This is a genomic window from Okeanomitos corallinicola TIOX110, assembly GCF_038050375.1.
Taxonomy (GTDB): Bacteria; Cyanobacteriota; Cyanobacteriia; order Cyanobacteriales; family Nostocaceae; genus Okeanomitos; species Okeanomitos corallinicola.
The window spans coordinates 1,291,403-1,316,718 of sequence record NZ_CP150886.1; the positions used below are offsets into that span (position 1 = coordinate 1,291,403).

Annotated in this window: 26 protein-coding genes; 14 read left to right on the top strand and 12 right to left on the bottom strand. The window is 36.6% G+C overall.

Annotated features, from left to right (window positions below; all coding sequences use genetic code 11):
- Window positions 1-48: 48 nt before the first annotated feature.
- A complete protein-coding gene (locus WJM97_RS05580; RefSeq protein WP_353932051.1) occupies window positions 49-723 on the bottom strand; it encodes a Uma2 family endonuclease in 675 nt (224 codons plus the stop codon).
- A gap of 222 nt (window positions 724-945) precedes the next feature.
- Here WJM97_RS05580 and WJM97_RS05585 point away from each other — a divergent pair, with 222 nt between their 5' ends.
- Together WJM97_RS05585 and WJM97_RS05590 are read left to right on the top strand one after the other, a co-directional pair.
- Window positions 946-1,761 carry a hypothetical protein gene (locus WJM97_RS05585; RefSeq protein WP_353932052.1) on the top strand — a complete coding sequence of 272 codons (816 nt, stop codon included), beginning with the start codon at window positions 946-948 and terminating at the stop codon, window positions 1,759-1,761.
- A 196-nt stretch (window positions 1,762-1,957) separates the two neighbouring features.
- Window positions 1,958-2,308 (top strand): hypothetical protein, encoded by a 351-nt coding sequence (locus WJM97_RS05590; RefSeq protein WP_353932053.1) that lies wholly within the window; start codon window positions 1,958-1,960, stop codon window positions 2,306-2,308.
- Between the two features lie 29 nt (window positions 2,309-2,337).
- On the opposite strand, the gene WJM97_RS05595 is transcribed toward WJM97_RS05590, so the two are convergent.
- Together WJM97_RS05595 and WJM97_RS05600 are read right to left on the bottom strand one after the other, a co-directional pair.
- Window positions 2,338-2,964, bottom strand: coding sequence for a hypothetical protein (locus tag WJM97_RS05595; protein ID WP_353932054.1), 627 nt, complete (start codon window positions 2,962-2,964; stop codon window positions 2,338-2,340).
- Window positions 2,964-3,308, bottom strand: a complete 345-nt coding sequence (locus WJM97_RS05600; RefSeq protein ID WP_353932055.1) for an STAS-like domain-containing protein — start codon at window positions 3,306-3,308, stop codon at window positions 2,964-2,966. Before WJM97_RS05600 ends, WJM97_RS05595 begins: the two co-directional genes overlap by 1 nt.
- A gap of 608 nt (window positions 3,309-3,916) precedes the next feature.
- Here WJM97_RS05600 and WJM97_RS05605 point away from each other — a divergent pair.
- Window positions 3,917-5,257 (top strand): histidine phosphatase family protein, encoded by a 1,341-nt coding sequence (locus WJM97_RS05605; RefSeq protein ID WP_353932056.1) that lies wholly within the window; start codon window positions 3,917-3,919, stop codon window positions 5,255-5,257.
- A 128-nt stretch (window positions 5,258-5,385) separates the two neighbouring features.
- On the top strand, window positions 5,386-6,648 hold the full coding sequence (locus tag WJM97_RS05610; protein ID WP_353932057.1) for a dihydroorotase: 1,263 nt from the start codon (window positions 5,386-5,388) through the stop codon (window positions 6,646-6,648).
- Window positions 6,649-6,704: 56 nt separating this feature from the next.
- Here WJM97_RS05610 and WJM97_RS05615 read toward each other — a convergent pair whose 3' ends face one another.
- Both WJM97_RS05615 and WJM97_RS05620 read right to left on the bottom strand, forming a co-directional pair.
- A complete protein-coding gene (locus tag WJM97_RS05615; RefSeq protein ID WP_353932058.1) occupies window positions 6,705-7,328 on the bottom strand; it encodes a 4Fe-4S single cluster domain-containing protein in 624 nt (207 codons plus the stop codon).
- A 324-nt stretch (window positions 7,329-7,652) separates the two neighbouring features.
- The gene (locus WJM97_RS05620) at window positions 7,653-8,384 is read right to left on the bottom strand and encodes a DUF1995 family protein (protein WP_353932059.1); all 732 of its coding nucleotides are present in this window, start codon (window positions 8,382-8,384) and stop codon (window positions 7,653-7,655) included.
- A gap of 164 nt (window positions 8,385-8,548) precedes the next feature.
- Here WJM97_RS05620 and WJM97_RS05625 point away from each other — a divergent pair, with 164 nt between their 5' ends.
- Complete coding sequence (locus WJM97_RS05625; RefSeq protein WP_353932060.1) at window positions 8,549-9,463, top strand: DUF4351 domain-containing protein; 915 nt, start codon at window positions 8,549-8,551, stop codon at window positions 9,461-9,463.
- Window positions 9,464-9,506: 43 nt separating this feature from the next.
- Here WJM97_RS05625 and WJM97_RS05630 read toward each other — a convergent pair whose 3' ends face one another.
- From WJM97_RS05630 to WJM97_RS05640, 3 genes are all read right to left on the bottom strand, one after another.
- On the bottom strand, window positions 9,507-10,757 hold the full coding sequence (locus tag WJM97_RS05630; protein WP_353932061.1) for a lipid-A-disaccharide synthase: 1,251 nt from the start codon (window positions 10,755-10,757) through the stop codon (window positions 9,507-9,509).
- Between the two features lie 24 nt (window positions 10,758-10,781).
- The gene (locus WJM97_RS05635) at window positions 10,782-11,462 is read right to left on the bottom strand and encodes a uracil-DNA glycosylase (protein WP_353932062.1); all 681 of its coding nucleotides are present in this window, start codon (window positions 11,460-11,462) and stop codon (window positions 10,782-10,784) included.
- Window positions 11,463-11,592: 130 nt separating this feature from the next.
- Window positions 11,593-12,633, bottom strand: a complete 1,041-nt coding sequence (locus WJM97_RS05640; RefSeq protein ID WP_353932063.1) for a helix-turn-helix domain-containing protein — start codon at window positions 12,631-12,633, stop codon at window positions 11,593-11,595.
- A gap of 503 nt (window positions 12,634-13,136) precedes the next feature.
- Here WJM97_RS05640 and WJM97_RS05645 point away from each other — a divergent pair.
- Window positions 13,137-13,844 (top strand): RodZ domain-containing protein, encoded by a 708-nt coding sequence (locus tag WJM97_RS05645; protein WP_353932064.1) that lies wholly within the window; start codon window positions 13,137-13,139, stop codon window positions 13,842-13,844.
- Window positions 13,845-13,908: 64 nt separating this feature from the next.
- Here WJM97_RS05645 and gatA read toward each other — a convergent pair whose 3' ends face one another.
- Window positions 13,909-15,366, bottom strand: coding sequence for an Asp-tRNA(Asn)/Glu-tRNA(Gln) amidotransferase subunit GatA (gene gatA, locus WJM97_RS05650; RefSeq protein WP_353932065.1), 1,458 nt, complete (start codon window positions 15,364-15,366; stop codon window positions 13,909-13,911).
- A 206-nt stretch (window positions 15,367-15,572) separates the two neighbouring features.
- Between gatA and WJM97_RS05655 the strand changes: the two genes are divergently transcribed.
- The 4 genes from WJM97_RS05655 to cobO all read left to right on the top strand — a co-directional run bounded on the left by WJM97_RS05655 (window position 15,573) and on the right by cobO (window position 18,244).
- Entirely contained in the window at window positions 15,573-15,833 is a 261-nt protein-coding gene (locus tag WJM97_RS05655) for a hypothetical protein (protein ID WP_353932066.1), read from the top strand.
- A gap of 9 nt (window positions 15,834-15,842) precedes the next feature.
- Entirely contained in the window at window positions 15,843-16,223 is a 381-nt protein-coding gene (locus WJM97_RS05660) for a PIN domain-containing protein (protein ID WP_353932067.1), read from the top strand.
- A 64-nt stretch (window positions 16,224-16,287) separates the two neighbouring features.
- Window positions 16,288-17,394: an EVE domain-containing protein gene (locus WJM97_RS05665; protein ID WP_353932068.1), complete on the top strand. Its 1,107-nt coding sequence runs from the start codon at window positions 16,288-16,290 to the stop codon at window positions 17,392-17,394.
- A 172-nt stretch (window positions 17,395-17,566) separates the two neighbouring features.
- On the top strand, window positions 17,567-18,244 hold the full coding sequence (cobO, locus tag WJM97_RS05670; RefSeq protein WP_353932069.1) for a cob(I)yrinic acid a,c-diamide adenosyltransferase: 678 nt from the start codon (window positions 17,567-17,569) through the stop codon (window positions 18,242-18,244).
- A 21-nt stretch (window positions 18,245-18,265) separates the two neighbouring features.
- On the opposite strand, the gene WJM97_RS05675 is transcribed toward cobO, so the two are convergent.
- Window positions 18,266-18,988: a hypothetical protein gene (locus WJM97_RS05675; protein ID WP_353932070.1), complete on the bottom strand. Its 723-nt coding sequence runs from the start codon at window positions 18,986-18,988 to the stop codon at window positions 18,266-18,268.
- An 830-nt stretch (window positions 18,989-19,818) separates the two neighbouring features.
- Here WJM97_RS05675 and WJM97_RS05680 point away from each other — a divergent pair.
- Window positions 19,819-20,199, top strand: a complete 381-nt coding sequence (locus tag WJM97_RS05680; protein ID WP_353932071.1) for a Mo-dependent nitrogenase C-terminal domain-containing protein — start codon at window positions 19,819-19,821, stop codon at window positions 20,197-20,199.
- 120 nt (window positions 20,200-20,319) lie between these two features.
- Here the strand turns inward: WJM97_RS05680 and WJM97_RS05685 are convergent, their stop codons facing one another.
- Complete coding sequence (locus tag WJM97_RS05685) at window positions 20,320-22,185, bottom strand: caspase family protein (RefSeq protein WP_353932072.1); 1,866 nt, start codon at window positions 22,183-22,185, stop codon at window positions 20,320-20,322.
- Window positions 22,186-22,304: 119 nt separating this feature from the next.
- Here WJM97_RS05685 and WJM97_RS05690 point away from each other — a divergent pair, with 119 nt between their 5' ends.
- The 3 genes from WJM97_RS05690 (at window position 22,305) to WJM97_RS05700 (ending at window position 23,830) form a co-directional block, all read left to right on the top strand.
- A complete protein-coding gene (locus WJM97_RS05690) occupies window positions 22,305-22,874 on the top strand; it encodes a hypothetical protein (RefSeq protein ID WP_353932073.1) in 570 nt (189 codons plus the stop codon).
- Window positions 22,875-22,942: 68 nt separating this feature from the next.
- Window positions 22,943-23,113 carry a 50S ribosomal protein L32 gene (rpmF, locus tag WJM97_RS05695; protein WP_353932074.1) on the top strand — a complete coding sequence of 57 codons (171 nt, stop codon included), beginning with the start codon at window positions 22,943-22,945 and terminating at the stop codon, window positions 23,111-23,113.
- 129 nt (window positions 23,114-23,242) lie between these two features.
- Window positions 23,243-23,830 carry a sulfite oxidase-like oxidoreductase gene (locus tag WJM97_RS05700; protein WP_353932075.1) on the top strand — a complete coding sequence of 196 codons (588 nt, stop codon included), beginning with the start codon at window positions 23,243-23,245 and terminating at the stop codon, window positions 23,828-23,830.
- 9 nt (window positions 23,831-23,839) lie between these two features.
- On the opposite strand, the gene WJM97_RS05705 is transcribed toward WJM97_RS05700, so the two are convergent.
- A complete protein-coding gene (locus WJM97_RS05705) occupies window positions 23,840-25,225 on the bottom strand; it encodes an aldehyde dehydrogenase (RefSeq protein WP_353932076.1) in 1,386 nt (461 codons plus the stop codon).
- Between the last annotated feature and the right edge of the window lie 91 nt (window positions 25,226-25,316).

A 25,316-nucleotide genomic window follows, 5' to 3' on the forward strand; every position in this document is an offset into this window, starting at 1 on the left:
AGTTGTTAGATTCTTGTATTTTCTTATAATGCGAGAATCTATTATTTCCTAAACATTAGGATCAATACCATGAGAACGTAAAATTTCCTCTAGACGTTGCGATCGCAATCTTTCCTGTTCCAGCAATTCTTCCGGTGTTAAATACCGCGTTCCTTGTTGATCATACCAATATAACCATTCTCTGGTAATTCCTTGATATTTACCCTCTTCTCTCCCTATTCCTAAATTCAATTCTGGCAACCATACAGGTTCACCTGCTAATAATTGATATTCTCCATTTTCCAGTTTGTACACCTCTAATTTTTGTTTTCTTTTTCTTAATGGATTATAAATCAAATAATATAAAATTCCTAATTTGGCATATTCTTGTTTCTTTTGTGTATATTCTCCCCTGCGCGTTTGGGAAACTACTTCTAACACCATAATTGGTAATTTTTGTTCTTCCCACAACACATAAGATAAACGCAAATCCGAGTCAATTATTCTCGGTACACCAACACTCAGAAAACCATCAGGGACAATAGCAGGTTGTTCTGGATCGGAATAAATTCCCATATCTACGCCAAAAAACCAATCCATTCTTTCTGACCAAATTAAAGCGAGGATAGCTTCTAGTAATCCAGGAATTAAATGTTGTAGTTGATTATCCACTGGTGTATCGTCAGAATCTGGTAAATCTTCCGCTGAAGGTAAACATTGTCGAGGATTATAGTTTAATAGCATAATTTCCTAAACCAATATTTATTTTAATTATAGCACCAGTTTTCCTTCTCACTAATTCCCCTCTAATCATTTATAGTTTGATCAGATATTCTGATTCTTTGATGGTAAATTAATATCTAATCTTCTAGTTTCCAAATTTTAGCTAAATCCTCATGGGAACAGATATAATAACTTATAGATAAATATCAAACTCACCAACGAACTTAATATCAAATTCTAACCATGACTACAACCTTAACTCTGCCAATTTGGAACACAGACCTAGAACTAGAAATATTTAACAAAATCACTAACCAACACACACCCCATTTACCAAAAAAGCGATTATATGAAACCAAACCCCCACAAACACCAGAGGACATAGAAAAATTCTACCGTTTTCGTGTTGCTGGTGCGGCTCATGATTTATTTATCGTCCAAGTTTGTGCTAAAGTAATTGGTGAAATTCCTGAACCAGAATTGCAATTATTTCTAAGTCAACAAATAGGTGATGATGGCGCACACGCTGCCAATACTCGCCGCCGCGCTCAGGAAATTTATGGAAAAGATCCTATAGAAGATATTCAAAAACAAGTAGAGAAACATTGGGATTATATGGGTGATTTACCGCTTAGAAATTGGCAAGGTTTTTTAGCTTTTGAATTACATTATGAAATGCACATTGTCGCCTCTTTATTTGTGAATGGAATTACTAGCAAAATTAGTGATCCTCAATCAGCGGAATTTTCTAAAAATAGAATTAAACCAGAAGAAGCTAGACACCGTGTTGGTGTGGTAAATTGGTGGCAAAGTAAATATGATCAAGTTTCTCCAACCAAAAAAGCAGACTTAGCCGCACAGGTCATAGAAATGGATGAAGAAGCACAAAGAAGAAGAAACCCTTACCTGAAAAAACATTGGCAACTTACCCAGGAAGCAATAGGCACAGACATTAGTGATTTACCAAAAATTTATGATGCTTGGCGTAGAGAAGTGTTGGCTTATTTTCTAGCTATTCCTGTTACTAAACTACCTCCACTGGTGAGTGTGAATGAATAGGAAATAGGGGAAAATCAAAATTAAAAGTCAAATTTAAAGAATTACGGCATACTGTAGGGGTTTAGCATTGCTAAACCCACATTACAGTTTTTTTATATTTCTGAATTGTTAAATTCTGTATTAAGAAAGACAAATATATCTGAGAGGTGATTTATAATTTCATAGTTAAGAATACATTTAAAAAAAACTTACACTTATGAAAGTTAAAATGAAAGTTAAAATAACAGCTACCCTAGCAATTATCTCCTCTATTTTTAGTATCAACTCTGTGGTTTATGGACAATCACAAAATCAGCCCCAGGCAAAAGATTTTACCTTAAATGGTGATTCTTTAGTTAATATTAATGACCGTCGCGCTGAAACTGATTTTAGGATTTTTTTTACCAATAAAAATAGTCAGGGTTTAGGAAATACAACCTCTGAACAATTACCATGGAGTCAGTCCATATTTATGCCCAGTAGTCCCATATTTCTGCAACCTGCAAATCAAGATGTGAATGGTAATGATGGCTTTCAGGTACAGTTAGATTTAAGCGATGATCAATAATTTTTGAAGATTTAGTAGATACCAACTAATCATCTTGTGACTAGCTTACCGTGATTTCTGGCTGCTGCGATCGCTCTAGGATTAGCAGTAAACACCTGAATACCTGGGACTGTCACAAAATCACCATCATCAGTAATAATTTTATCAATTGATTCCTGGCGCATAGACTCAAGAATAAATAAGTCATATCCATCTAAGGATTGAGTGCTGAACCGATGAAAAGCAGCATTTAAAGTTGCTTGGTCTAACGTTAAGTTAATGAGAACTCCATAGGTATTTTGTACCTGATTCCAAGCGTTTTGTACTTGAGAAACGACTCTAGCTCGTTCTAAAGGATAATTATGACGGTATTCTTTCTTGTTTATAGAGTGATAGGTTGACAGTTTCTGCTCTTCCCTTTCAATAATATGAGATAACTCAGCTAGAGATAAGCCAGAACAGCGCAGGGTAGCACCTACGGAATCAGCATCTGTAACGTAGTTTGAATAATTTAGCCGATAGTTTAGTTGGTTTTGAGTTATGTTTGCAAGTGAACTAGCCGGAGGATATGTCAACCAATACCAAGCATTCGTATCAACTAAAAAAATATCCCCTTTTTGAGGGGAATCAACTGTGATGTCAATGACATCTGCTTTTACAATGTAGTTAACTGCCATTACGATAAAGAGTATTCCAGAATCATTTCATCTACCGCTTGGCGATAGGTATCATTTGAGTAATATTGCTTCGCATGATCAATTACATTATCATAGGTCTGCTGACCAAAAGAATTGAGACCATTAACAATCAGCAATTTTTCAAACTCTTCAACTTTCATGTCACGTAGCAGTTGACCAATAGCAAGGTTGAAAAACACAGACAAAAACTTCCTTACACCAGTAAAGTCTAACTCTACTGATTCACCTGCTTGAAGTTGGGGATGAATTAAATCATATAACTGCTGTCCAGACCGCTGGCTCGTGCAGTTTTCACCGATGATATCGTAAACTTTATATTTCATGGCCCTAACCTCTGTTTTGTATATTAGAACCTTTGTACTGTAATCATAACTCATATCCGGTAAAATTAGTAGTAGTTCGCGTCACATTCAATTGTGATGTTAATCAAGGTTCCCTCGAAAAAAGTGGGTACGCTTTGGTAGAGTTCCTGGTTGGAGTCAATTAAAGCATAACCGTCATGACTGTAGATTTCTATTTTACCTTGTTTAGTCTTTACGAAATCTTTCAATAAGTCAAGACCTGCGCCTCTAGAAACTCCACCATGTCGTTACGAATAAAGTCTACTTTATCCTCATTGAGGGTTGGGACTTTGAGCGTGATTGTGAGTGGAGTTTGAGCAACTAAGGACACTTGATAATCCTAAATATCACTACATTAGATTAAGGATACACGAATACTTTAACTCTCGCTTAAACTTCTTACTAAACCGCGCTGTAACTTCCATCTGCTGCACGCTGTTTTACAATCTAGTTTCTAGCCATTTCCTAATAACAATCGAAGTATCAACAAAACAACATGATTCTTAACTCCAACGCTCAATTAATCTAAACGATTACTCGTTCAACGTTTTGCAGTAAAATTAGACATTTGCAGAGAAGAGGTTTTTTTAATGACTCGTGTCATCATAGTGCGTCATGGGCAAAGTACCTATAACATCGAAAGACGTATCCAAGGACGTACTGATGTGTCAACTTTAACGGATAAAGGTCGTAGTGATGCTAGTAAAGTGGGTAAAGCTCTCAGTAATATTGTATTTAATGCTATATACAGCAGTCCCCTCAACCGAGCAAAAACGACCGCAGAAATTATTCGTGGTGAGTTAGTTGATAAGTCTGCGGTACACCAGATTTCTGATAACTTGATAGAAGTAGACTTACCTTTGTGGGCAGGAATGTTATCTAGTGATGTTAAAGATAAATTCCCTGAAGATTATCAAACCTGGAAAAAACGCCCCCAGGAATTTAAAATGGTCATTAATGACGCACAGGGGACACGAGAGTATTTTCCGGTTCTAGCTTTGTACGCACAAGCAAAGCAGTTTTGGCAAGAAATTTTATCCCGTCATCAAGGGGAAACTATTCTCATAGTTGCACATAATGGGATTAACCGCGCTCTCATTAGTACGGCGTTGGGTATTCCAGCTAGTGGTTATCACGGACTACAACAGTCTAACTGCAATATTAGTGTTTTAAATTTCTCTGGTGGTTTGGGTGATCCGGTACAGTTAGAATCTATGAATCAAACCCAACATCTGGGGGATGCTTTACCCAGTTTACGCCCCAATCATCAAGGTTTTAGATTATTGTTGGTGCGTCACGGTGAAACTGAATGGAATCGCCAAGGTAAGTTTCAAGGACAAATTGATGTACCTTTAAATGATAATGGTAGGGGTCAAGCCGCTAAAGCTGGGGAGTTTCTCCAGGATGTAGCTTTTGATTTTGCTTTTAGTAGCACTATGGCACGTCCCAAGGAAACCGCAGAAATTATTCTTAAACATCATGCCGGTATTGATTTACAGTTGTTGGATGGTTTGAGAGAAATTAGTCACGGAACGTGGGAAGGTAAATTTGAATCGGAAATAGAGGCGGGTTTTCCTGGAGAGTTGGAACGCTGGCGTAATGTTCCTGCCGAGGTGCAAATGCCGGAAGGTGAAAATTTACAACAAGTCCGAGAACGGGCTGTGGTGGCTTGGGAAGCTATACTAAAGGCGGCAGAAGAAAATAATTTCCAAACTGGTTTAGTGGTAGCTCATGATGCTACAAATAAAACTTTGCTTTGCCATATTCTGGGTTTGTCTCTGGAAAATTTCTGGAATTTCCGTCAAGGTAATGGGGCGGTGAGTGTAATTGACTACCCTGATGGTGCTAGTGGTTCACCTGTGTTGCAAGCTATGAATATTACCAGTCATTTAGGTGGTGTTCTGGATAAAACCGCAGCGGGAGCTTTGTAAGCTGTTAATGATGGGATTTTAGATTTTAGATTTTAGATTTTTCTATCAATCCAAAATCTAAAATTTATACATCCTAATCAAATAGGCAAGCAGTGAAAAAAAATTATATTTAATTCAGTAAATAGCAAATGGTAAAAGAACTTCTCCAACAGGTCAGAGTAATTGATCCGGTTTCTGAAACTGATCAAATATTAGATGTATTAATTGTTGATGGTTATATCCAAGCGACCGCCCCAGAAATTTCTGATGTTAATGGTGATGTTGTTATTAAAAATTGTCGGGGTTTATTCCTTGGTCACGGTTTATTTGATTTGTATAGTCATTCCGGTGAACCTGGTTTTGAATCAAGAGAAACTTTAGTTTCTTTATTACAAGCCGCATCTGCTGGTGGTTTTACTAGGATTTCAGTATTACCTGATACGTTTCCTGTAGTTGATAATCCTGCTATAGTTGCACAACTACAGAAATCTCCCCAACTCCTCAACTCCCCAACTCCCCACATTCAAGTTTGGGGGGCTATGACTCTAAATTTAGCAGGTAAACAGTTAACAGAATTTGCAGATTTAGTTACATCGGGTGTTGTGGGTTTTACGGATAGTAAACCTTGGGAAAATTTGGCGATTGTGAGGCGGGTTTTGGAATATATGCAGCCCTTTGGTAAGCCTGTGGCATTTTCTCCATGCGATCGCCAGTTAGCTGCAAATGGCGTGATGCGGGAAGGTGGGGAAGCTTTGCGAATTGGTTTACCTTCTGTTCCCGTCAGTGCAGAAACCACTGCGATCGCATCTCTACTGGAATTGGTTGCTGAAGTGAGAACCCCTGTCCATATTATGCGGGTTTCCACAGCCAGGAGTGTAGAATTAATTGCTAAAGCCAAGGAAGAAGGTTTACCAGTCACAGCCAGCACTACTTGGATGCACTTGATCCTAGATACGAGAAATGTTAAGAGTTATCACACAGCCTTGCATTTAGAACCACCATTAGGTAACACCAATGATGTCATGGCTTTGCGTAGTGGTTTAAAAACAGGTGTCATAGATGCGATCGCCATAGATCACATCGGTTACACTTATGAGGAAAAAGTCCAAGCTTTTGCAGAATCACCACCAGGGGCAATTGGTTTAGAATTAGCATTACCTTTATTGTGGCAAAATTTGGTAGCAACTGAAGAATTTACAGCTTTGGAATTATGGCGAGTTTTAAGTGATCAACCAGCAGCCTGTTTACAACAACAACTAACACCTATTCAAGCAGGAGAAAAAGCGGAATTAACATTATTTGATCCTGAAAAAACCTGGATAGTTAATAGGAAGAATCTGTACACTCTCTCTAATAATTCTCCCTGGTTTGGACAAGAAATTAAAGGTCGAGTTATACAAACTTGGTGTTAATTAGGTGACAGGTGACAGAAAAGAAAGTGATAATTTCCTGTTCCCTGTTCCCTTATTTAAGTTAGTTCTAACCAGCCTCGATAACCGGTGACAATGCGATCGCCATCTTTGAGAATATGTACTTCTATTTGATCACTGGCCCAATTAATTTGATCTGCCAATGCTGGGTTAAAAACACGCACCTGTTGATTTTTAGAAGAAACAGGAGAAGTAGGAGAATGAATAGCTTGAGATTCCACAAAAGGACCATCCACCAAAATATCTAATTCTGCTAACAATTCCTGAGAACCTGGAGGTGCTGAATCTGATTGTAATTGTGGGAGAGTAAAACCACTAAAAGCCATCACATTTAAACCAGCAGCTTTAACTTTTCTTGCTAAACTAGCCAGTGCTGATGCTTGCCAAAATGGTTCACCACCAGAAAAAGTTACACCTGTATTTTCAGTATTTTTAATAATATCTGCGGCCAAACTATCAACAGATACTAACTTATTAGCTTCAAAACTCCAAGAGTCAGGATTAAAACAACCAGGACATTCACGAAGGCAACCTTGTACCCAAACCACCGCCCGACAACCAGGGCCATTAACTTCTGACTTATCAACATATCCCATAATATTGAGATAGCCAGTGGGAATTTCCGAGAGTGCTAACAATGGGTTATTTGACTTTGTTTCCATCTTCATTAACTCCTCACCTGTAAATTATAAGTAGTATCAATACCTAGCGATCGCCCAAAATATCAACTTTTTACTATGCTATAAATGCTAGTAAATTTTGGTTTGTTGATTAATAATTATCCACCTATGACTATTTTATAATCTAGCCTAATTTAAAATTGTAGCCATTACACAAAACATTAGATTTATTTAAAAAGGTTTACTGACAAGTTATCCATTAAAATTCTATTGGCACAACATCAAAATATTCAAACAAATATTTTAAAAAGTAAAAAATAACAGGTGGCAGGTGACAGTTTATTCTGAACTCCTGCCCTCTGCCTCCTAACTACTCAACGCCTTAATAAACCGTTGTAAACTCTTAAACACATTCGGTTTTTTCACAGGTGTTCCATCGCTGCTTTGTGGTTGTCCTTTCATCAAAATCATATCTATTTCTTCACCCGATGGTTTATTCGGTAATTCCGCTATTTTTTGATATTCATCATTGGTTTCTAACCATACTTCCCAATCTCCGGGGTAACACCGCATTAAGGCACTTTCCTCATCAATTGGACGTAGATAATAACAAGATTCAATGGTACTAATAAAACGTTTACGGGTTTCTCTTGCTGCATAACCGATACCCACAACACTAGAATCTTCTAACCGGGGGTTTAACATCACAAAAGGACGTTCACCAATGATTTCACAAAGTTTTTCTAATTGGGGTACTTCCACATTTGTAGGGGAAATAAACAGAAAAATTTCATCTTCTGGCTGAATTTTTGCTTCTAAAGAAGCCATCCTTCCTGTACCGATATCTAAAATTGTAAAAGGTACATCTGCCCAATCTCGACGGGCTAAAGCGGCTGCACCAGCATCAGCAAAGAAGACTTTTAACCGAGATTCATATTCAGCAAACACAGGTAGAAATTGTTCAGCAACGGGCATAAATTTGAGTTCTGGGAAAAGTAACTCAACTTGAATTCTAGTTTTACCATCTGCTAACGCCGATTTTACAGCCTCACGGGATTGAGCGATCGCATCTTCTAAGGTTTTGGGTAGTTCAGCCATAATTTACCAAGTGATCTAGTCTCTATTTTGATATTACTTTGATATTTAATTTTCTCACTATTGTTATTTTGTGCCAAAATTTTTTTCTCAGCAAAATTATCAAACCATGAAAAAGTATGTAGAATCTAATTAATTAGAATATTTTCATTAATGAATGATTTTCAATGACAAGATTTATCCATGACCAATTTTCAAAAGACTATTTAGAAGAATTGCTAAAACCCTATGGAGAAATTCAAGCCCCCAGTCGCGTAGCCGCAGAAGTGAGAGAAATAGATGTATTATTCTCACCTTTTCCCCAACAAAATCCAAATTTAACAACTTTAGGTTTATTGGGAAGAATGGCCACAAAACCAGCAATCTTTGAACCTTTTCGTAATCCAGCCACCAAAGAAGAAATTATTGATTGTCTGTTAAAATTATTAGAGGTAAGGAGTGCATTAAAAAGAGAAGCAAATCGGCAGAAAACAACTCTGCAAAACAGAGAATTTCCCCAATTATGGATTCTTACTCCTACAGTATCAGCTACCATGCTATCAGGATTTGGTGCAGTGCAAAAACCCGAATGGTTAGAAGGTGTACATTTTTTACCAGAGTATTTACAGTCTGTCATTGTTGCCTTGCATCAGTTACCATCTAATCCAGAAACTTTATGGTTGAGAATCTTAGGACGTGGTAACGTTCAAAAACAGGCAATTGATGAATTAGCAGCACTACCACCAGATAATCCATTGCGGGAAATAACGCTAGAATTATTATACAACCTCCAGCAAAACTTGAACATTAATCAAAACATAGAATCAGATGATAGGGAGTTAGTAATGAGATTAGCACCACTTTATCAAGAAGACAGAGAAAAAGTTAGACAAGAAGGTAAACAAGAAGGTAAACAAGAAGGAAGACAAGAAGGAGAACAACAGATAATTTTGAGGTTATTAAATCGTCGTTTTGGGAATATTGAACAGTCTTTAATTGAGAAAATTCAACAATTATCTACTAATGATTTAGAATCATTAACTGATGCCTTATTTGATTTTTCAGAAGTTGGTGATTTAGCAGTTTGGTTACAAAATAAGTAAGATTTCCGCAGTCAGTTTTTATCTGCAAGCTGACTGCTTAATCCTAACTAATGTGATCATTCTCTATCATCTTCTTAACTAAACTTGCTAACTTTTCTGCTGCACCACTTTCACCTCTAACACTGCGTAATTTATCTTTTATATCTGCTAACTTTTCAGGATGATCTAAAAAATCTAAAACCATATTTCCTAATTCTTCTGGTTGTAATTTTCCCACTAATTCCGGGACAATTTCTGTTTGCGCCCAAATATTTGGCCAAGCTAATAAACCTTTATTTCTTAAAAACCACCAATTAATTAATTTTGCAAAACTAGAACCTACGCCTGGCAAATTTGCCAACAACCCCGGTAAACCATCCCAAGAACGCATAGCATCTAATTGTTGAGTGGGTAATAACACTATCATTGGTACACCTAAAGCTCCTAACTCTGCGGTATTTGCACCAACAGTAGTTAAACAAATAGCCGCTTGAGATAATAAATGATAAGCTGGATTTTCCTGTTTTAATTCTACCTGTAAACCGGTGGAAGTTTCTAAATAATTATCTTTTAAAATAGCACCTTTAAAATTAAAAACTTTAGTAAATTGATTATTTTCAGGATTTGCAAAACTAACTAAAGTGGGTAAATCTAACGTTGGGGCGACGGGAATAAAAAACTTAATTTCTGGTCTTTTACTATGGATATATTCAGCAATAGCTAAAGTTAAAGGTACACCTTGAGTTAATTTAGCAGTTTTTGAACCTGGTAATAAACCAATAATTGGATCTGACCATTTTTCTATCTTATTATCTTCTTCTTTCCTGATTTCTCCTGCTGCTTCTAACATTAAATCGCCAACAACATGAAATTTATGGGCATATTTAGGATCAACATTTTTGATAACGTGGGATTTCATCACCCCAAAATAATCTATAAAACTATGCCAGCGAGCTTCCCATTCTGCATAAACTAATGTTTTATATCCTAATCTTTTACCAATAATAACGGGAAAAATTTGATCACCACCCAGAAATACTAATACACCTTGATCTCTCCAATCCCAATTTTCTGCTGTTCTTCCTACTAATAAAAATTGCCAAAAATGCTCAGAGGATTGGACTCGATTGACTTCAGGATAGGAACTAGCAATACTCGCCTCTTTACCACTAGCATGAGGACAAGGTGATAAAATTACAGAAATTCTCACTTGAGAAATATCATTTCCCAATTGTTTTCTTAATGCTTTAACAACCGGACGCACCCAAGTAGTAACTTCCCCAGGTCCATTAGAAAGAATGAGAATATCAATCATTTTTGAATTGGTAATGAATAATTGTTAACTGTTAGCTGATAACTGATCAAACTTGGCTTTTACAGCTTGAATATCTTGCCACATTAACCATTTAGGTGAGCCTTTTTCCTTCGAGGGATTACGTAACAAATAAGAAGGATGGAAAATGGGCATACATAAATGTCCTTCCCATTCCATCCACTGACCACGAATTTTTGTAATTCCTTGTTTATTTCCTGTAATTCCTTTTACAGCAGTTGCACCAGTTAATAAAATAATTTTGGGTTTAACAAGGTTAATTTGTTCTAATAAATAAGGTTTGCAAGCCGCCATTTCATCAGGAGTAGGAACTCGATTTTCCGGTGGTCTACATTTAACTATGTTGCAAATATAAACATCTGTCTCCCTTTTCAAATCTACAGATGCCAAAATTTTCTCTAGTAACTGCCCAGACTTACCCACAAATGGTAAACCGGTTTCATCCTCTTGTTGACCTGGTGCTTCCCCAATAATCATGATTTTGGCTTGGAGATTTCCTCTTCCCACTACAGCATGAGTACGATTTTCGCTCAAGCCACAACGATGACAGTTTTCACAGTGCTGTGTTAATTCTGTCATGGTGGTGTAAGTATGAGCGGGAATAGTTATTTTCCCATCTGTAGGAATTAGGTCTTTTTGGTTAAAGTTTGATTCCTCAAAGAGACTAAGTTGAGTGTTGCTGTTCATGAATATTGTGGGCTTTAGCTGGGCTGTTTCTAAAGCTGATTTTTGTAGAATATTGATATTATTGATTTTTCATTGTATCAAGATAGTTTCATTTTCTTTGCAAATGGTGTTCAATTTTATTGATTTTCTGTTAGAGTGCTTCCGGTGGGGAAATATTAGATCCTAAACAAACACTTGTTTTTCGGGAATTGATCTCTGTTTGGGTATTGGCTTCTGTTTTTTGAGTTGATTCACATAATGATGAAGATGTGGGAAGAATTACCTGTGAGTTGTGCATGGCTGGATAGTTTGCTTGTTGAGAAATTAATGATAATCCTCCTACTGCTCCAGCTACAAGGGCTGTGTAACCTATGTATAAATGTGCAGGACTAATTTCTAAATTTAGTTGTCCTGACGATTTTTTATTTTGATCCCAAGAGGGGATAACAGATTTAGACTGATTGGATACAGGTAAAGAATTAGCTAAAATTGTGCCATTTAAACCTAAAGCATTGGCCATGATACGGATAAAACCACGAATCAAAATATCTTCTGGTAATAAATCAAAGTTAGCATTTTCTACTGCTTCCATTTGATGTACTGAGATATGAGTATAAATATTTAGTTTTTGCAGCGTTAAACCTTGAGCTTCTCTTGCTTGTCTGAGTTGCTCTCCAATTTGACGTAGACTTTCTAGGCGTTGTTCTGCTAGTATTTGGGTTGATATTTGACGTTTAGAAAGTTTTTGATTTTGCCATAACCATTTAATTGGTGTTTTTGTCTCCGTTGTTTGTTCTGTGATTTGAGTTGTATTTGCTACTTCAGGTTGTGAGTTGGATTCCTGATTTGTGGAATTTACAGATAAATCATTTAATTTTTCTTCATGTAAATTAAGTAACTCAGTATTATTTTCTAGAACAGGGGTTTCTGTGACTGTATCTGCTTGATTTTTTTGAACAAACTGCTGAAACGCCAGAGTAATGGCTTCTCTACCCACAGCTTTAAATAAATTTTTGGCTTGTTCTTCCGATGAACCAAGTAATTTTTGCACATTAGCCACTGCTAGGCGATAAACTTTACTGCGGTGCAGTTCAGATTCTATCTCTCTCAGTAGCGATCGCAATTCATCTTTACTAATTTGAATCGTGGAATTACCAGGAATACTGAATGAATATGCAGATACCATAGTCATGATTTAAGTCTCTCCAAGGGTTAAGGACAAAAGCAAGATTACCTGTGTAATTTCTTCCATAACTAATGGCGACATCCGGATTTTCATGTATTATTTTCGACTATCAACTGCCAAAAATCGTAATTATTACCAATATATTCATTTTCATCACCTACTGAAGATTATTTAACTTCTTGACAAACTGTAATTAATATCACTAATAACTACATATAAATCATTCTGAAAGTAGATGTTGACAGATACTTATTTTTTTATCTATATAATAGATATGTCTATTGTCTTATGTATGGAGAAATATGAGTATTTTGAATACTTGAATTTCGATATTTTCGTAGATATTTTAGATATAAAAATTCAGGTTCAACAATTAAGGCTGATCTACTACATACAATTAATATCAGGTCAATACATCTATCTAATGAAGAATCAAGTATTGCTAAAGTGATCTTAAATCTTGTAGAAGGTATTATTACAAATAATAAATTATAAATGAGGTGATAAAAATGACTTTTTTAAATGAATCTCAGCAGGAAAGACTCAAGGAAATAACAGCAAATTTACGGAGAATCAGACAAGAAAACTCTATTAGTTTAGAACAAATTTCTATGCAAACACATATCCGGCTAGATTGTTTAAGAGCTTTAGAGGAATGGCGATTTGAGGATTTACCTGAGCCTGTTTTTGTACAGGGTTTTATTCGTCATTACGCAGATAAATTAGGACTAGATGGAAATGCTATAGCTAACAGCTTTGAAGTTAAAATTTTGGATCTACCTAATCAAAATTTAAACCAGAAATCAAATTTATACGTACCGTTGTTTGTACCTTATATTTTACTTTTAATAGCTGCTTCTACTGGGCTTTTTTATTTATTAATCACATCTGAATTAACAAGTAAGTCACTAGAAAAACAAGAAAAAATTGTATTACCTACTCCCGAAAAAATTGTTCCCTCACCATTGAGTCAGCCAATTACTGACGTAACTGTTAAGGTAGAACTGCAAGGAGATTCATGGCTACAAATAAAAGCCGATGGCAAGGTAAAGTTTCAGGGCAATTTGAGTAAAGGTAAGCGTCAAACATGGAAAGCTAAAAATTCTCTAACTTTACGTTCTGGAAATGCTGGTGCTGTCTTAGTTTCCGTCAATCAAGAACAGCTAAAACCACTGGGAAATCTGGGAGAAGTTAAGGAAATTACATATAGTAATTAATAGTAATTAATAATTCGTAATATGAATTACGAATTACGAATTACGAATTACGAATTACGAATTGTCAATCTATGTTTGCTGTTTGCAGATGCCAATTAGTAGATTGTTCGTAGGCATAAGCTACTTGGAAAAGTTGGTCTTCTCCCAAGACTTTACCGATTAATTGTAAGCCAATTGGTAAACCTTGACTGTCAAAACCACAAGGTAAACTAATACCTGGTAAACCTGCAAGATTGACGGGAATAGTCATTAAATCATTGAGGTACATACTCAAAGGATCGGTGATTTTTTCCCCGGCTTGAAATGCTGTAGTTGGTGCAGTGGGGGTAACTAAAACATCCACTTGTGCAAAGGCATTTTCAAAGTCTTCTTTGATTAATGTGCGGACTTTTTGAGCTTTCAAATAATAAGCATCATAATAACCGGCACTGAGGGCATAAGTACCAATCATAATCCGACGTTTGACTTCTGTACCAAAACCCATGGCGCGAGTGCGGGTGTACATGGAAAGCAGGTTGTCTGCGTCTTGAGAACGTATGCCATATTTTACACCATCGTAACGAGCGAGGTTAGCGGATGCTTCCGAAGGGGCGATAATGTAGTAACTGGGGACACCGTAACGGAAACGGGGACAGGAAATATAATGAATTTCTGCACCTAAAGCTTCTAATTGGGCGATCGCCTGATTTACAGATGCTTCAACTTCTGGATCTAAACCTTCGCCAAAGGTTTCTTTAATCACACCAACTTTGAGTTTTTTACCTTTTAAATCTGGTGTTAAATTGGCTGTGTAATCAGGAATTTCCACTTTTAAACTGGTGGAATCTTGAGGATCATAACCGGCGATCGCATTTAATAAAATTGCTGCATCTTCCACACTTCTCCCAAATGGTCCAATTTGATCCAAAGAGGAAGCATAGGCCACCAAACCATAACGGGAAACTAACCCATAAGTCGGTTTCATCCCCACCACACCGCAAAAAGAAGCAGGTTGACGAATTGAACCACCTGTATCTGAACCCAGGGATACCACACATTCCTGTGCAGCGACAGCAGCAGCAGAACCACCGGAAGAACCACCGGGAACACGGGAAACATCCCAGGGATTAGCGGTTGTTTGATAAGCGGAGTTTTCTGTAGAACTCCCCATGGCAAACTCATCTAGGTTGGTTTTTCCAACGGTGACTGCACCGGCTTGGTTGAGTTTTTGGGTGACTGTGGACTCGTAGGGAGGAATGAAATTTTCCAGAATTTTAGAAGCGCAGGTGGTGCGAATTCCCTTGGTACACATATTATCTTTTACACCAATGGGAATCCCTGCTAAAATACCGATTTCTTCCCCAGCGGCAATTTTTGCATCCACAGCACGAGCTTGTTCTAAAGCCTTTTCGGTTGTTACAGTTAGGAAACTGTGTAGTTTTGGTTCTAATGCTTGAATACGATCTAGGGCTTGTTGGGTAATTTCAACAGCAGAACGTTCTTTTTTTACTAGCTGTTCGTGCAACTCGCGGATGGATGCCATAAATATTTTTTCTCTTTATTATTCAAGTCCTTGATTTTAGCATTTACAGGTGTGGGGATGGTGTTTTGTTGGATCGCACGCAGAGGCGCGGAGAGGGGTTTGAGGGGTGGGTGATGTTAAATTATACTAATGTCAACCAACAGACAAGATATGCTGTGAGATAAGCTTGATCAATAAATGAAAATCAAAACTAAACAAAAAACAAGATGACTATTAACCTGAACCTACCACCAGAATTAGAAAATGAACTTCATGCGGAAGCTGAAAAACTTAATTTACCTTTCTCTGAATATATTTTACATATTTTATCTACAAGAAAAAGTACAGATAATTTCCCAAAAACTGGAGCAGAACTGGTTAAATATTGGGAAAATGAAGGTGTAATTAATTCTCGTCTAGATATTACTGATAGTCAAGTTTATGCTCGTGAGTTACGTCATCAGGCTGAAACACGGGAGCGAGCATAGGGAAGTTTTATGTACTTATTGGATACAGATATTTTGATTGATATTCAACGTGGCCATGCTCCAGCAATTGCTTGGTTTGCTAGTCTTTTAGAAATACCTAGCGTTCCGGGTTTTGTGGTTATGGAACTTATTCAAAATTCTCAAAATAGTCAAAGGTTACGCAATACTCTCAAACTTGTTGCTCCTCTACCTTTAATTTGGCCTACCGAGGTTGATTGTGCGATCGCTCTATCCAATTTTACCACCTATCATTTATCAGATAATTTAGGGTTGCTTGATGCTTTGATTGGTGCTTGTGCTGTCGGTAGAGGGGCTACTCTATGTACTTTCAATGTCAAGCATTACAGGGTTATACCTAACATTATTACAGCACAACCTTATAAAAAGTGAGAAATTATGATATTTTTTACATACAATTTATTTAAGATCATGCGACTCAAAGGGGTATTAAAAATTGGCATACTACGTAAATGTATTCTCTCCAGATACTTATGAAGCATTCTCAAAATCACCTCGTGATATTGCTGGATTTCGTAAGAATAGGCAAAAAGCCGCAGATAAAATTCAAGTTGGTGATAAGTTAATTTGTTATATGACTAAATTATCCAGGTGGATAGGTGTTCTTGAAGTTCAAAGTGAATGTTTCTCGGATGATACATCAATCTTTGTTCCTAAAGATGAACCTGATCCCTATGTAATTCGTTTCAAAGTTAAGCCTCTAGCGTGGCTACCTAAAGAAAAAACAATTCCAATTCACGATAATAGAGTTTGGGATCATTTGTCTTTCACTAAAAATGTTGATAAAAATTCATCCCTATGGACAGGAAAAATTCGTAATAGCCTTAATGAACTGAAGGACAATGATGGTCACTTTCTGGAACAATTAATTCTGGATCAAGTAGATAAACAGGAAGTTTTTGAAATTGATGAAGTTGAGTATCAGAAACTAATTACACATCGTATTCATCGGCTAGAAAAAGTTGTTAGTGTTACCATTCCTCAAGATACAGAAAGTGAAATTGAAAGTAGTGTAAATCATCCAGAAGTACGTGAATCAATCAAAATACAATCTTTGCTTGCTAGTATTGGTTCTCAAATGGGAATGAAAATTTGGCTGCCTCGTAGCGATAGAAACGCAGTTTTAACAGAATGGAAAAATAAAGACCAAGTTTTGTTGGATGTTTTGCCTCTAAATTATGATGAGACAACAATCAAAACCATTGAACAAATTGATGTATTGTGGCTTAAAGGACGTTCTATTGTTCGTGCTTTTGAAGTTGAACATACTACTTCAATTTATTCCGGTATTCTTAGAATGGCAGATTTGCTTGCACTCCAACCAAACATGAATATAAAGTTGCATATCGTTGCACCTCCTGAACGTCGAGATAAAGTTTTTCAAGAGATTAGACGACCTGTATTTTCATTACTTGATGTAGCACCTTTGTCAGAAAGATGTACATACCTTTCCTATGAAAGTGTCCAAGAATTAGCACGAGAAAAGCATTTATCACGTTTATTAGATAGTGTTTTAGATGATTATGCAGAGGAAGCTGAGTAAGTGCGATCGCTCGTTTTCTAATTTAATTTAAATAAAGCAACCTGTGGAGAGAAAGAGATCGCCTATTTTGTAGCCGAGTTTATCGTGCTTTGAATATTGAATGCTATAATTAAACAAGTGTAATTTGTTGACTATAAACTGATAGAAATTTGTTGCTAGATAATATTTATTGATGATCAACGACACACCAGAGGAATTAAATTCTGATCCAGAAATTTCCCGTTTAATAGATGAGGTCATGTCATCATCCCTCAATGATGAACAATACCGCAAAAAGATGCAGCGCCGTAAGGAAATCCAGGATAAACGCATATCTGAAGCTAAACCGGAAAAAGGGTTAATTATAGTTAATACTGGCAACGGTAAAGGTAAAACTACTGCGGCTTTGGGTATGGTAATGCGATCGCTTGGCCATGGATACAAAGTAGCAATCGTCCAATTTATTAAAGGTGCTTGGGAACCCTCCGAAAAACGGGTTTTTAGTCATTGGCCAGATCAATTAGAATTTCACGCTATGGGTGAAGGTTTTACCTGGGAAACACAAGACAGAGATCGGGATCTAGATAAAGCTAGTGCTGCTTGGGACAAATCACTAGAATTTATTCTGAACCCAGAGTTTAAACTGGTGCTTTTAGATGAAGTTAATATTGCTATTAAACTTGGTTACTTACAAGTTGAACAAGTATTAGCAGGTTTAGAGCAAAAACCAGCAGATAAGCACGTAATACTAACAGGTAGAGGCGCACCACCAGCTTTAATTGAAAAGGCTGATTTAGTCACGGAAATGACTTTAATTAAGCACCCTTTCAAGGATCAAGGCATAAAAGCCCAAGCGGGAATTGAATATTAAGTGATTAAACTACTTAATTACTTAATTATCTGCGCTTAAATCCTGTTGACAGGCTTGTAGAATTTCTCTATCGTTAGCACTCACAGATCCTAACTGATGATAATCTTGCAGTGCTAAAGAATGAGCATAGGTAATACTGGTTTCATCTGTTACTCTAGGAATTCTACTAGCTGTAGAAACTTGAGCTATCCCAGTTTCACTAGGGGAACTGGTTACTGTCATGGCCAATTCTCCAGATTTGGCAATTGTGCCTTGGAAACAGCTAAACTCTGAACTGGGCATATACAATGCACCAGTTACCTTACCTTTCTGCTTTTGAAACACAATATAACCTTGTCCCCATTGGTTAGGTGTGGAAGATTGACCATAAAGATAAATCCCATCCTGCACTGGAAAGCTTACAGGTGATTGCTTAATTGATGGTTTTGTCGTTGTTGGGATTTCTTGTATATTGCTTTTCAAAACTTCTATGAATGAGTTTTGAGATTCGAGATTATTTGACTGAATCTGACTTTTATTATCTCTGATAGCTCTTAATTTTGATAACAGGGTATTTTCATTACTATCCTGAATTTCATTATTTGTATAACTGGGCAAATCAGCTGCTATAACCTGAGATTTAAGGTTAATCTTGGTCATTTGACCAATTGTACCTAAACCTAAAATTCCAACGGTAACAAGTAGACCTACAGCGGGAATTTTTAACTTAGTTTTGGGAATGAACTTAGAAATGTTGTTAAGCACCCGAATTCTCCTGTAACGAAAATAACTAATTTATGTAAACCACTTAAATCATAACTAAATGTGAATATTCAAGGATTCCTGCAAAGGTTTTAAATCTCTTTTATGTAGAAAAAACTGTCAGAAACCGGAATATTTTCGGTATTTTGGTTGATAATGTCGGAATATCACGTTTTAAAAAGTTTCAGCTTCACTCTCAAGATTCATACTTCCGGGGGATTACAAGTGTATTTTTAGTTTGACATTTTTGCTGTACATTTTTCAATAGTTTTGTAAAAGTAAATTTTGATCAAAAAGCTTGATTTACTGGTGATTTATGGTATCTGCTCTGAATTCCCTGTTAGCAACTGAATTGAACTACAGGAGCAGTCATAACGATTCCGCATTTGAATGATCCTATTTGAGATTTTCTAGAAATTGCTGATTTTTAGGCAGATTAAGTCTTGTTATCGCTGTTTGTGAAATAAATTGTGGCAAAACCTAGATCATGCAAGCATATACGTATTCAAGCAAAATAAATGTAAAGTGAATATTTTATCTATAAATTTAAGATATATTAAGGTTTGTAACGGTTACAGTCAAACCTGTCTAAAGCTAGATGTCTTCATTAGAATTTAAAGTGTGTCAAGTTATCAAAAAGATTAACTAATTGGAGTAGCCGTTTTTAGGAAAATGAGCTTAACTTGACGTAGTAATACACAGATTCTGATTTTAAGTGGCTACTCACACTTTTTACAGAATTTCCGTCAGAATACTATTCTCCCGGACACAGAAATTGTCATATTGTATATTCATCGGAAGGTGAATACCCTCATAAAAAAAGAGGAGTAACCATGAAGGTATTTGAAGGTAGTACAAAAAATATTTTTTTCGCCAGTTGGGTATCCCTCCATCCAGCAGAAACTAATAATAAATCTGAAGTTTCCCAATTAAAAAATTCTCATTCTCACTCAGGAGGGAATTTCCTCCGTCCTTTGCGAAATTGGTTAGATAACTTAAAAGTAGGCGATCGCCAATTTGCCCATAGTTTATGTCAATTAATTCCTGCCCAATGTCCTTTTGAACGTGATCTCAAATTTTTTGGTAAAACTCTATTTCACATTCCCCCAATGTGTAAACTTAACCCTTTGTATGAAGAAGTAGTAGGTTTAAGATTTCGCGCACTGTGCTATTTAGCCGATGAATGTGGCGAAGACATATCACAGTATTGCTAAAAAAAATATTTATTCCTGAGCAGCAAAATCCCCGATTTCTTTGAAAATATGGGGATTTTATCATTTTTGACACTCCCCTGCCTAAAGGCGATAATTGCATCCATAAAACTCAGAAACGACCTATTTAACTGTAAATTTACCGCGCCATTTTTGAATTGCATCTTGAGCGTCTTCATAGGCGACTGTTGACTCAGGGATCAGAGATGCAGTTTCAATAGCGGTGGTAAAATCTCCTTGAGCAGCGCGAGCTTTAGCCAAATCTAAAATTTCTTCACTCCATCTATTCATAGACTGTTGAGCAAGATTAAACCCTGGTTGTTCGGGGGGTACTTTTTTCGCAACTGCGATCGCTCGGTTATAAGTAGAAGCTTGTCCTGGTTGAATTAAACCTTGTGCTGCATCTAAAATAGTTTGATTACTGTTGTATTGCTTGGCTTCTAAACGCCATTTTTTAATAGTTGCTTGTGTTTGGGGATAAAGGACAGAATTTTGAGGAATTAAGGCCGCAGTAGCTATGGCATCAGTATAATTTCTTTGTTGTGCTTGTTCCTGAGCCAAATCTAAAATCATTTGACTCCAAACCTGAATATTTTCCTGTGCTTGTTGATAGAGAGGTTCACCAGGCAGAATTTTTTGGGCAATAGTAATAGCTTGACTTAAATCACTAGGTTGAGTAGAACTAAGAGACATTTTTCCTAGTTCTGAAATTGCCTGGTTACGTTTTTGAGGATCAGAATTAGAAACTCTGGGAAGATTAGATGGTGATGTAGTGGGAATATTATTAGGAATAGGTGGTAAACTATCGGCAAATTCCGAACTACGAGTAGTAGTATTATTATTATTACTATTATTATTCAGAGAAGTTGAGATTTTATTGAAGCGAAAACTAGCTTGATTGCGAAGTAAAAAAGTAGTCATTAAACCAACAATCACCATACTACCACCACCCCAGATTATAAATTGTTGCCAAATAGGGGTACTGACTGAGGGAGCAGGTTTGGCATAATTTTTAGCAGCCGCAGGAATAAACCTTGAACCTGTTTTTAATTCTGGGGAAGTAGCCAAAATTGATTTACCATCCGGCTGAGAATTATTACTGATGGTAGTTTCCGAAGATTTATTTGCAGTTTGATTTTCTGCCCACCAAGCCTTATATGTAGAGGGTTGGCTTTCCTGTGGTTGAGGAGCGGTAGAACGAAGAACAGCAAAACTTTCTTCAGGAAAAATATTTTCTGTTGGTTCTGAGTTTTCATTTAAACCTGAAACTGGCAACATTCCAGGTGAATTTTCAGGAATTACAGTGGCAGGATTTTGAATTGGCCGCCAATGATGCTGACAAAGTTGGGGAGTTAGAGAACTGACATAAGATTCTAAATCTTTTAAATTACCACCAGGACAAGAACGCAAAGCTGCCATTAAAGCAGCCGTAAAAAATCCGTGATTTAGTTCTGTACTTTCATGGGAAAACTGCTCTGGCTGACAAGAAAGCATAACAGGAATATTTAATTCCTTAGCTGCGTTGATAATATCTTGGCCTACAGGAGCATCAGCTTGTGTACCAAAAGCGCGGTTAATATCAAATATTAATAGTACATTCAACTTAGCAGCAGCCAGACTTTCCATGATTTTTCTGACTTCAATGCCAGTCTCTAAAACCTGATCTGGATTGCCATCAGCAGGCATTAAATAATCTTTGTCATTGTCATTAACTCCATAACCACTGAAGAAAAACCACAGATAATCTTGTGGTTGCCAAGATTGAGCCAGATCCTCCAAAAAAAGGAGAATATTATCTTTAGTTGGGTAAGAGGATTTTTCTCCTACTGGTGGTGAAGTATTTGTCATCAATAGGGAATTTTTCGGCAAAAAACCCTCTGCCGTGACTAAAAAATCCTTTATTGCCTCCGCATCATTTTGAGCGCAACTTAAAGGTTGAAATAATTCATATTGATTAATTCCAATGGCGATCGCCCAGTAATTTGTCATCCCGCTCTTTGTCGGTTCTTGTTTGCTAGTTTAAAGTAGTTCTTATGACGTTAAGATATCGGAAAATACTAGCATTTGTTGAAAATGCTTCATTAACATTCACAAGAGCTGATAGATATATGAACAGGATTTACAATCAACAACCATCATTAATGATCCCCTTCTCATTTATTAACCAATTTGGCAGGAAAATCCGGATATTTCAAGGGGCAATTTGGCTGAGTTTAGCTGTTCCTTTGTGGTTAGCTACGGAAGCGATCGCCCCCCAAGTTGTACAAGCTTACACCGCCAGAGTTGATTTAGCAATTACCCGCTTACCAGAAGAAAACTATGAAACGGTTTTACGCAGGGCAGAAATAGCCGCCAGAGCAGCCGCTCAACGTAGTTTTGACCAGGATATTTTAGTTACAGAAGTTTCTATAATTGTCACAGCACAAAATGAGGGAATGATCGCTCCAGTGTTAACGTTAGATGTCAGTCGTGATCAATGGAAACAAAGCCCTGATCCCCGACGTTGGGCAACTTACTTTAAAACCGCCAAATGGTTACTATTATTTGAAAAACTCAAAACACCAGGACAAACTAATCCTGCTCAACCTCCTACACCAGCTAATTCCAACATCACCACAAATCGTTCCATGGTTGATGATCCCCTAACAACACCAACAGAACAGCCACAAGAAAATTGAAAAAGACAAAAATTACCAATTGATCGCTTAGAATAGAAAGGTTGTCAAGAATCACGATATCCGCTATCATGGCAGTCCCTAAGAAGAAAACATCAAAATCTAAACGAGACAAACGTCGCGCTACCTGGACACATAAAGCTACTGTTGAAGCACAAAAAGCTCTTTCTCTGGGTAAATCAATTTTGTCTGGACGTTCTAACTTCGTCTATCCCTCTGCTGAAGAAGAAGAAGAAGAGTAATAATCTCTCAATTAGGAAAAGCACAAACCGCGTAGTTATGGGAGTGCTTTTTCCTTGCTTGGCTAATAATATCAATGACCAACCGCTAGACGCTGTGCGTTATAGCGGAAGGCTAAAAAAGATAATGTTATGAAATATTTCCACAAACCAAGTCCAGAAGAAAGTGAAAAAGTACCGCCTGGACAACATTTAGCTAAAGGTTTTCCAGTTTTAACCTATGGTGAAACTCCCCAGGTAAGTATTGAAAATTGGGAATTTAAAGTTTGGGGTTTGGTAAAACCTGCTATTTTTAAATGGTCAGATTTTTTAGCACTTCCTCAACATGAATTTACAGCAGATTTCCACTGTGTTACCCACTGGTCAAAACTAGATGTGAAATGGACAGGAATTAAAGTTACTGATTTTATGAGTTTGTTGGAAGTAGAACCGAAAGCGGCTCATATTATGCAACATTGTTATGGCGGTTATACAACAAATATTGAATTAAACGACTTTTTAAAACCAGAAAATTTCTTTGCGATTAAATTATTTGGTGAACCATTATCCGCAGAACATGGTGGCCCAATCAGGTTAGTTATTCCCCATCTTTATGCTTGGAAAAGTGCTAAGTGGATTAATGGTTTAGAGTTTTTAGAAACTGAAAAATTAGGTTTTTGGGAAGAAAATGGTTATCACCGTCGTGGTGAACCTTGGGCGCAAGAACGTTATAGTAGTTAAATTGATGATTTAACCACCAATAATTTTTTTCAACAACGATAATTTACCTTTGTATGGTGCATAACGCCAATTGAGATCAAAAAGAAAGGTGTTTTTCAAAACACTTTTATCATGGGAAAAAGTATCAAACCCAGCTTTACCATGATAGCTACCAATTCCACTATCACCCACACCACCAAATGGTAAAGAAGAAATTCCCACTTGCATAATTGTGTCGTTAATACATACACCACCTGATGAAGTTTCTTGTAATATTTTCTGTTGCAGATTTTTATCGTCAGAAAAGATATATAAAGCTAGAGGTTTGGGTTTGGAGTTAATCAAATTAATTGCTTCTTCAATATCTGTATATTCAATGATCGGTAAAATAGGTCCGAATATCTCCTCTTCCATCACCGCATCTGTGAAAGAAACATTATCAAGTAATGTGGGTGCAATATAAAATGTTTCTGAGTTTGTTTCTCCACCGGCAATGATTTCCCCACAGTTGAGGAATTTGGTTAACCTATCAAAATGTTTCTGACTAATAATTCTCGGAAAATCTGGGCTAATTTCTGGGTTTTCTCCATAAAATTCTTGGATACATTTTTTTAAACTCTGCACTAAATCTGCTTTTATTTTTTTGTCAACTAATAAATAATCAGGTGCTATACAAGTTTGTCCAGCATTGATAAATTTACCCCAAATAATACGTTTAATTGTATGTTCGAGATTGATTTGAGAATCAACAATACAGGGACTTTTACCACCTAATTCTAAAGTAACTGGAGTCAGATGTTTTGCAGCTGCTGCCATGACTATTTTACCAATAGCTGTACCACCTGTAAAAAAGATGTGGTCAAATTTTTCTGCCAGTAATTTTTGACTGGTTTCTACTCCACCTTCTATGACTTTTATATATTCTGGTGGGAAATATTTACTGATTAGTTGGGATACTAAATTTGCAGTGTGGGGTGCAATTTCTGAGGGTTTGAGGATAGAACAATTTCCTGCTGATATTGCTCCAACTAAGGGTGATATGATTAATTGAAATGGATAATTCCAAGGGCCAATAATTAAAACCACTCCCAAGGGTTCGGGATAAATTTTAGCTGAGTAGTTGAAGAAATCCCAAGGAACGGCAGCTTTTTTAGGTTTTGCCCAATTTTTAATGTTTTTGATAGCGTAATCTATTTCTTTAATTACACCTATTTCTGTAGCATAGGTTTCAAATTCTGATTTACATAAATCAGCTTTTAATGCTTCTTTTACAGCTTCTTTATTTTCAATGACTAACTGTTTGAGGATTTTTAATTGTGTTAAACGAAAATTTACATCTTTAGTTTTTCCAGTTTGGAAAAAATCCTGTTGTTGATTGATGATTGCTTTAATATCAGTAGTTTCCAGAGTAATCATGTTTCTGTTTTCCTGATTTTTAAGTCATAATGTCATATTATACAGCATTAGTTAGGAGTTAAACCATCACGGAACTGCAATCTAGCGGTGA

Bases quoted from the DNA above. Each gene is read 5' to 3' on its own strand.
- WJM97_RS05580 (WP_353932051.1), bottom strand. From the start codon at position 723: ATGCTATTAAACTATAATCCTCGACAATGTTTACCTTCAGCGGAAGAT.
- WJM97_RS05585 (WP_353932052.1), top strand. From the start codon at position 946: ATGACTACAACCTTAACTCTGCCAATTTGGAACACAGACCTAGAACTA.
- WJM97_RS05590 (WP_353932053.1), top strand. From the start codon at position 1,958: ATGAAAGTTAAAATGAAAGTTAAAATAACAGCTACCCTAGCAATTATC.
- WJM97_RS05595 (WP_353932054.1), bottom strand. From the start codon at position 2,964: ATGGCAGTTAACTACATTGTAAAAGCAGATGTCATTGACATCACAGTT.
- WJM97_RS05600 (WP_353932055.1), bottom strand. From the start codon at position 3,308: ATGAAATATAAAGTTTACGATATCATCGGTGAAAACTGCACGAGCCAG.
- WJM97_RS05605 (WP_353932056.1), top strand. From the start codon at position 3,917: ATGACTCGTGTCATCATAGTGCGTCATGGGCAAAGTACCTATAACATC.
- WJM97_RS05610 (WP_353932057.1), top strand. From the start codon at position 5,386: ATGGTAAAAGAACTTCTCCAACAGGTCAGAGTAATTGATCCGGTTTCT.
- WJM97_RS05615 (WP_353932058.1), bottom strand. From the start codon at position 7,328: ATGGAAACAAAGTCAAATAACCCATTGTTAGCACTCTCGGAAATTCCC.
- WJM97_RS05620 (WP_353932059.1), bottom strand. From the start codon at position 8,384: ATGGCTGAACTACCCAAAACCTTAGAAGATGCGATCGCTCAATCCCGT.
- WJM97_RS05625 (WP_353932060.1), top strand. From the start codon at position 8,549: ATGACAAGATTTATCCATGACCAATTTTCAAAAGACTATTTAGAAGAA.
- WJM97_RS05630 (WP_353932061.1), bottom strand. From the start codon at position 10,757: ATGATTGATATTCTCATTCTTTCTAATGGACCTGGGGAAGTTACTACT.
- WJM97_RS05635 (WP_353932062.1), bottom strand. From the start codon at position 11,462: ATGAACAGCAACACTCAACTTAGTCTCTTTGAGGAATCAAACTTTAAC.
- WJM97_RS05640 (WP_353932063.1), bottom strand. From the start codon at position 12,633: ATGACTATGGTATCTGCATATTCATTCAGTATTCCTGGTAATTCCACG.
- WJM97_RS05645 (WP_353932064.1), top strand. From the start codon at position 13,137: ATGACTTTTTTAAATGAATCTCAGCAGGAAAGACTCAAGGAAATAACA.
- gatA (WP_353932065.1), bottom strand. From the start codon at position 15,366: ATGGCATCCATCCGCGAGTTGCACGAACAGCTAGTAAAAAAAGAACGT.
- WJM97_RS05655 (WP_353932066.1), top strand. From the start codon at position 15,573: ATGACTATTAACCTGAACCTACCACCAGAATTAGAAAATGAACTTCAT.
- WJM97_RS05660 (WP_353932067.1), top strand. From the start codon at position 15,843: ATGTACTTATTGGATACAGATATTTTGATTGATATTCAACGTGGCCAT.
- cobO (WP_353932069.1), top strand. From the start codon at position 17,567: ATGATCAACGACACACCAGAGGAATTAAATTCTGATCCAGAAATTTCC.
- WJM97_RS05680 (WP_353932071.1), top strand. From the start codon at position 19,819: ATGAAGGTATTTGAAGGTAGTACAAAAAATATTTTTTTCGCCAGTTGG.
- WJM97_RS05685 (WP_353932072.1), bottom strand. From the start codon at position 22,185: ATGACAAATTACTGGGCGATCGCCATTGGAATTAATCAATATGAATTA.
- WJM97_RS05690 (WP_353932073.1), top strand. From the start codon at position 22,305: ATGAACAGGATTTACAATCAACAACCATCATTAATGATCCCCTTCTCA.
- rpmF (WP_353932074.1), top strand. From the start codon at position 22,943: ATGGCAGTCCCTAAGAAGAAAACATCAAAATCTAAACGAGACAAACGT.
- WJM97_RS05700 (WP_353932075.1), top strand. From the start codon at position 23,243: ATGAAATATTTCCACAAACCAAGTCCAGAAGAAAGTGAAAAAGTACCG.
- WJM97_RS05705 (WP_353932076.1), bottom strand. From the start codon at position 25,225: ATGATTACTCTGGAAACTACTGATATTAAAGCAATCATCAATCAACAA.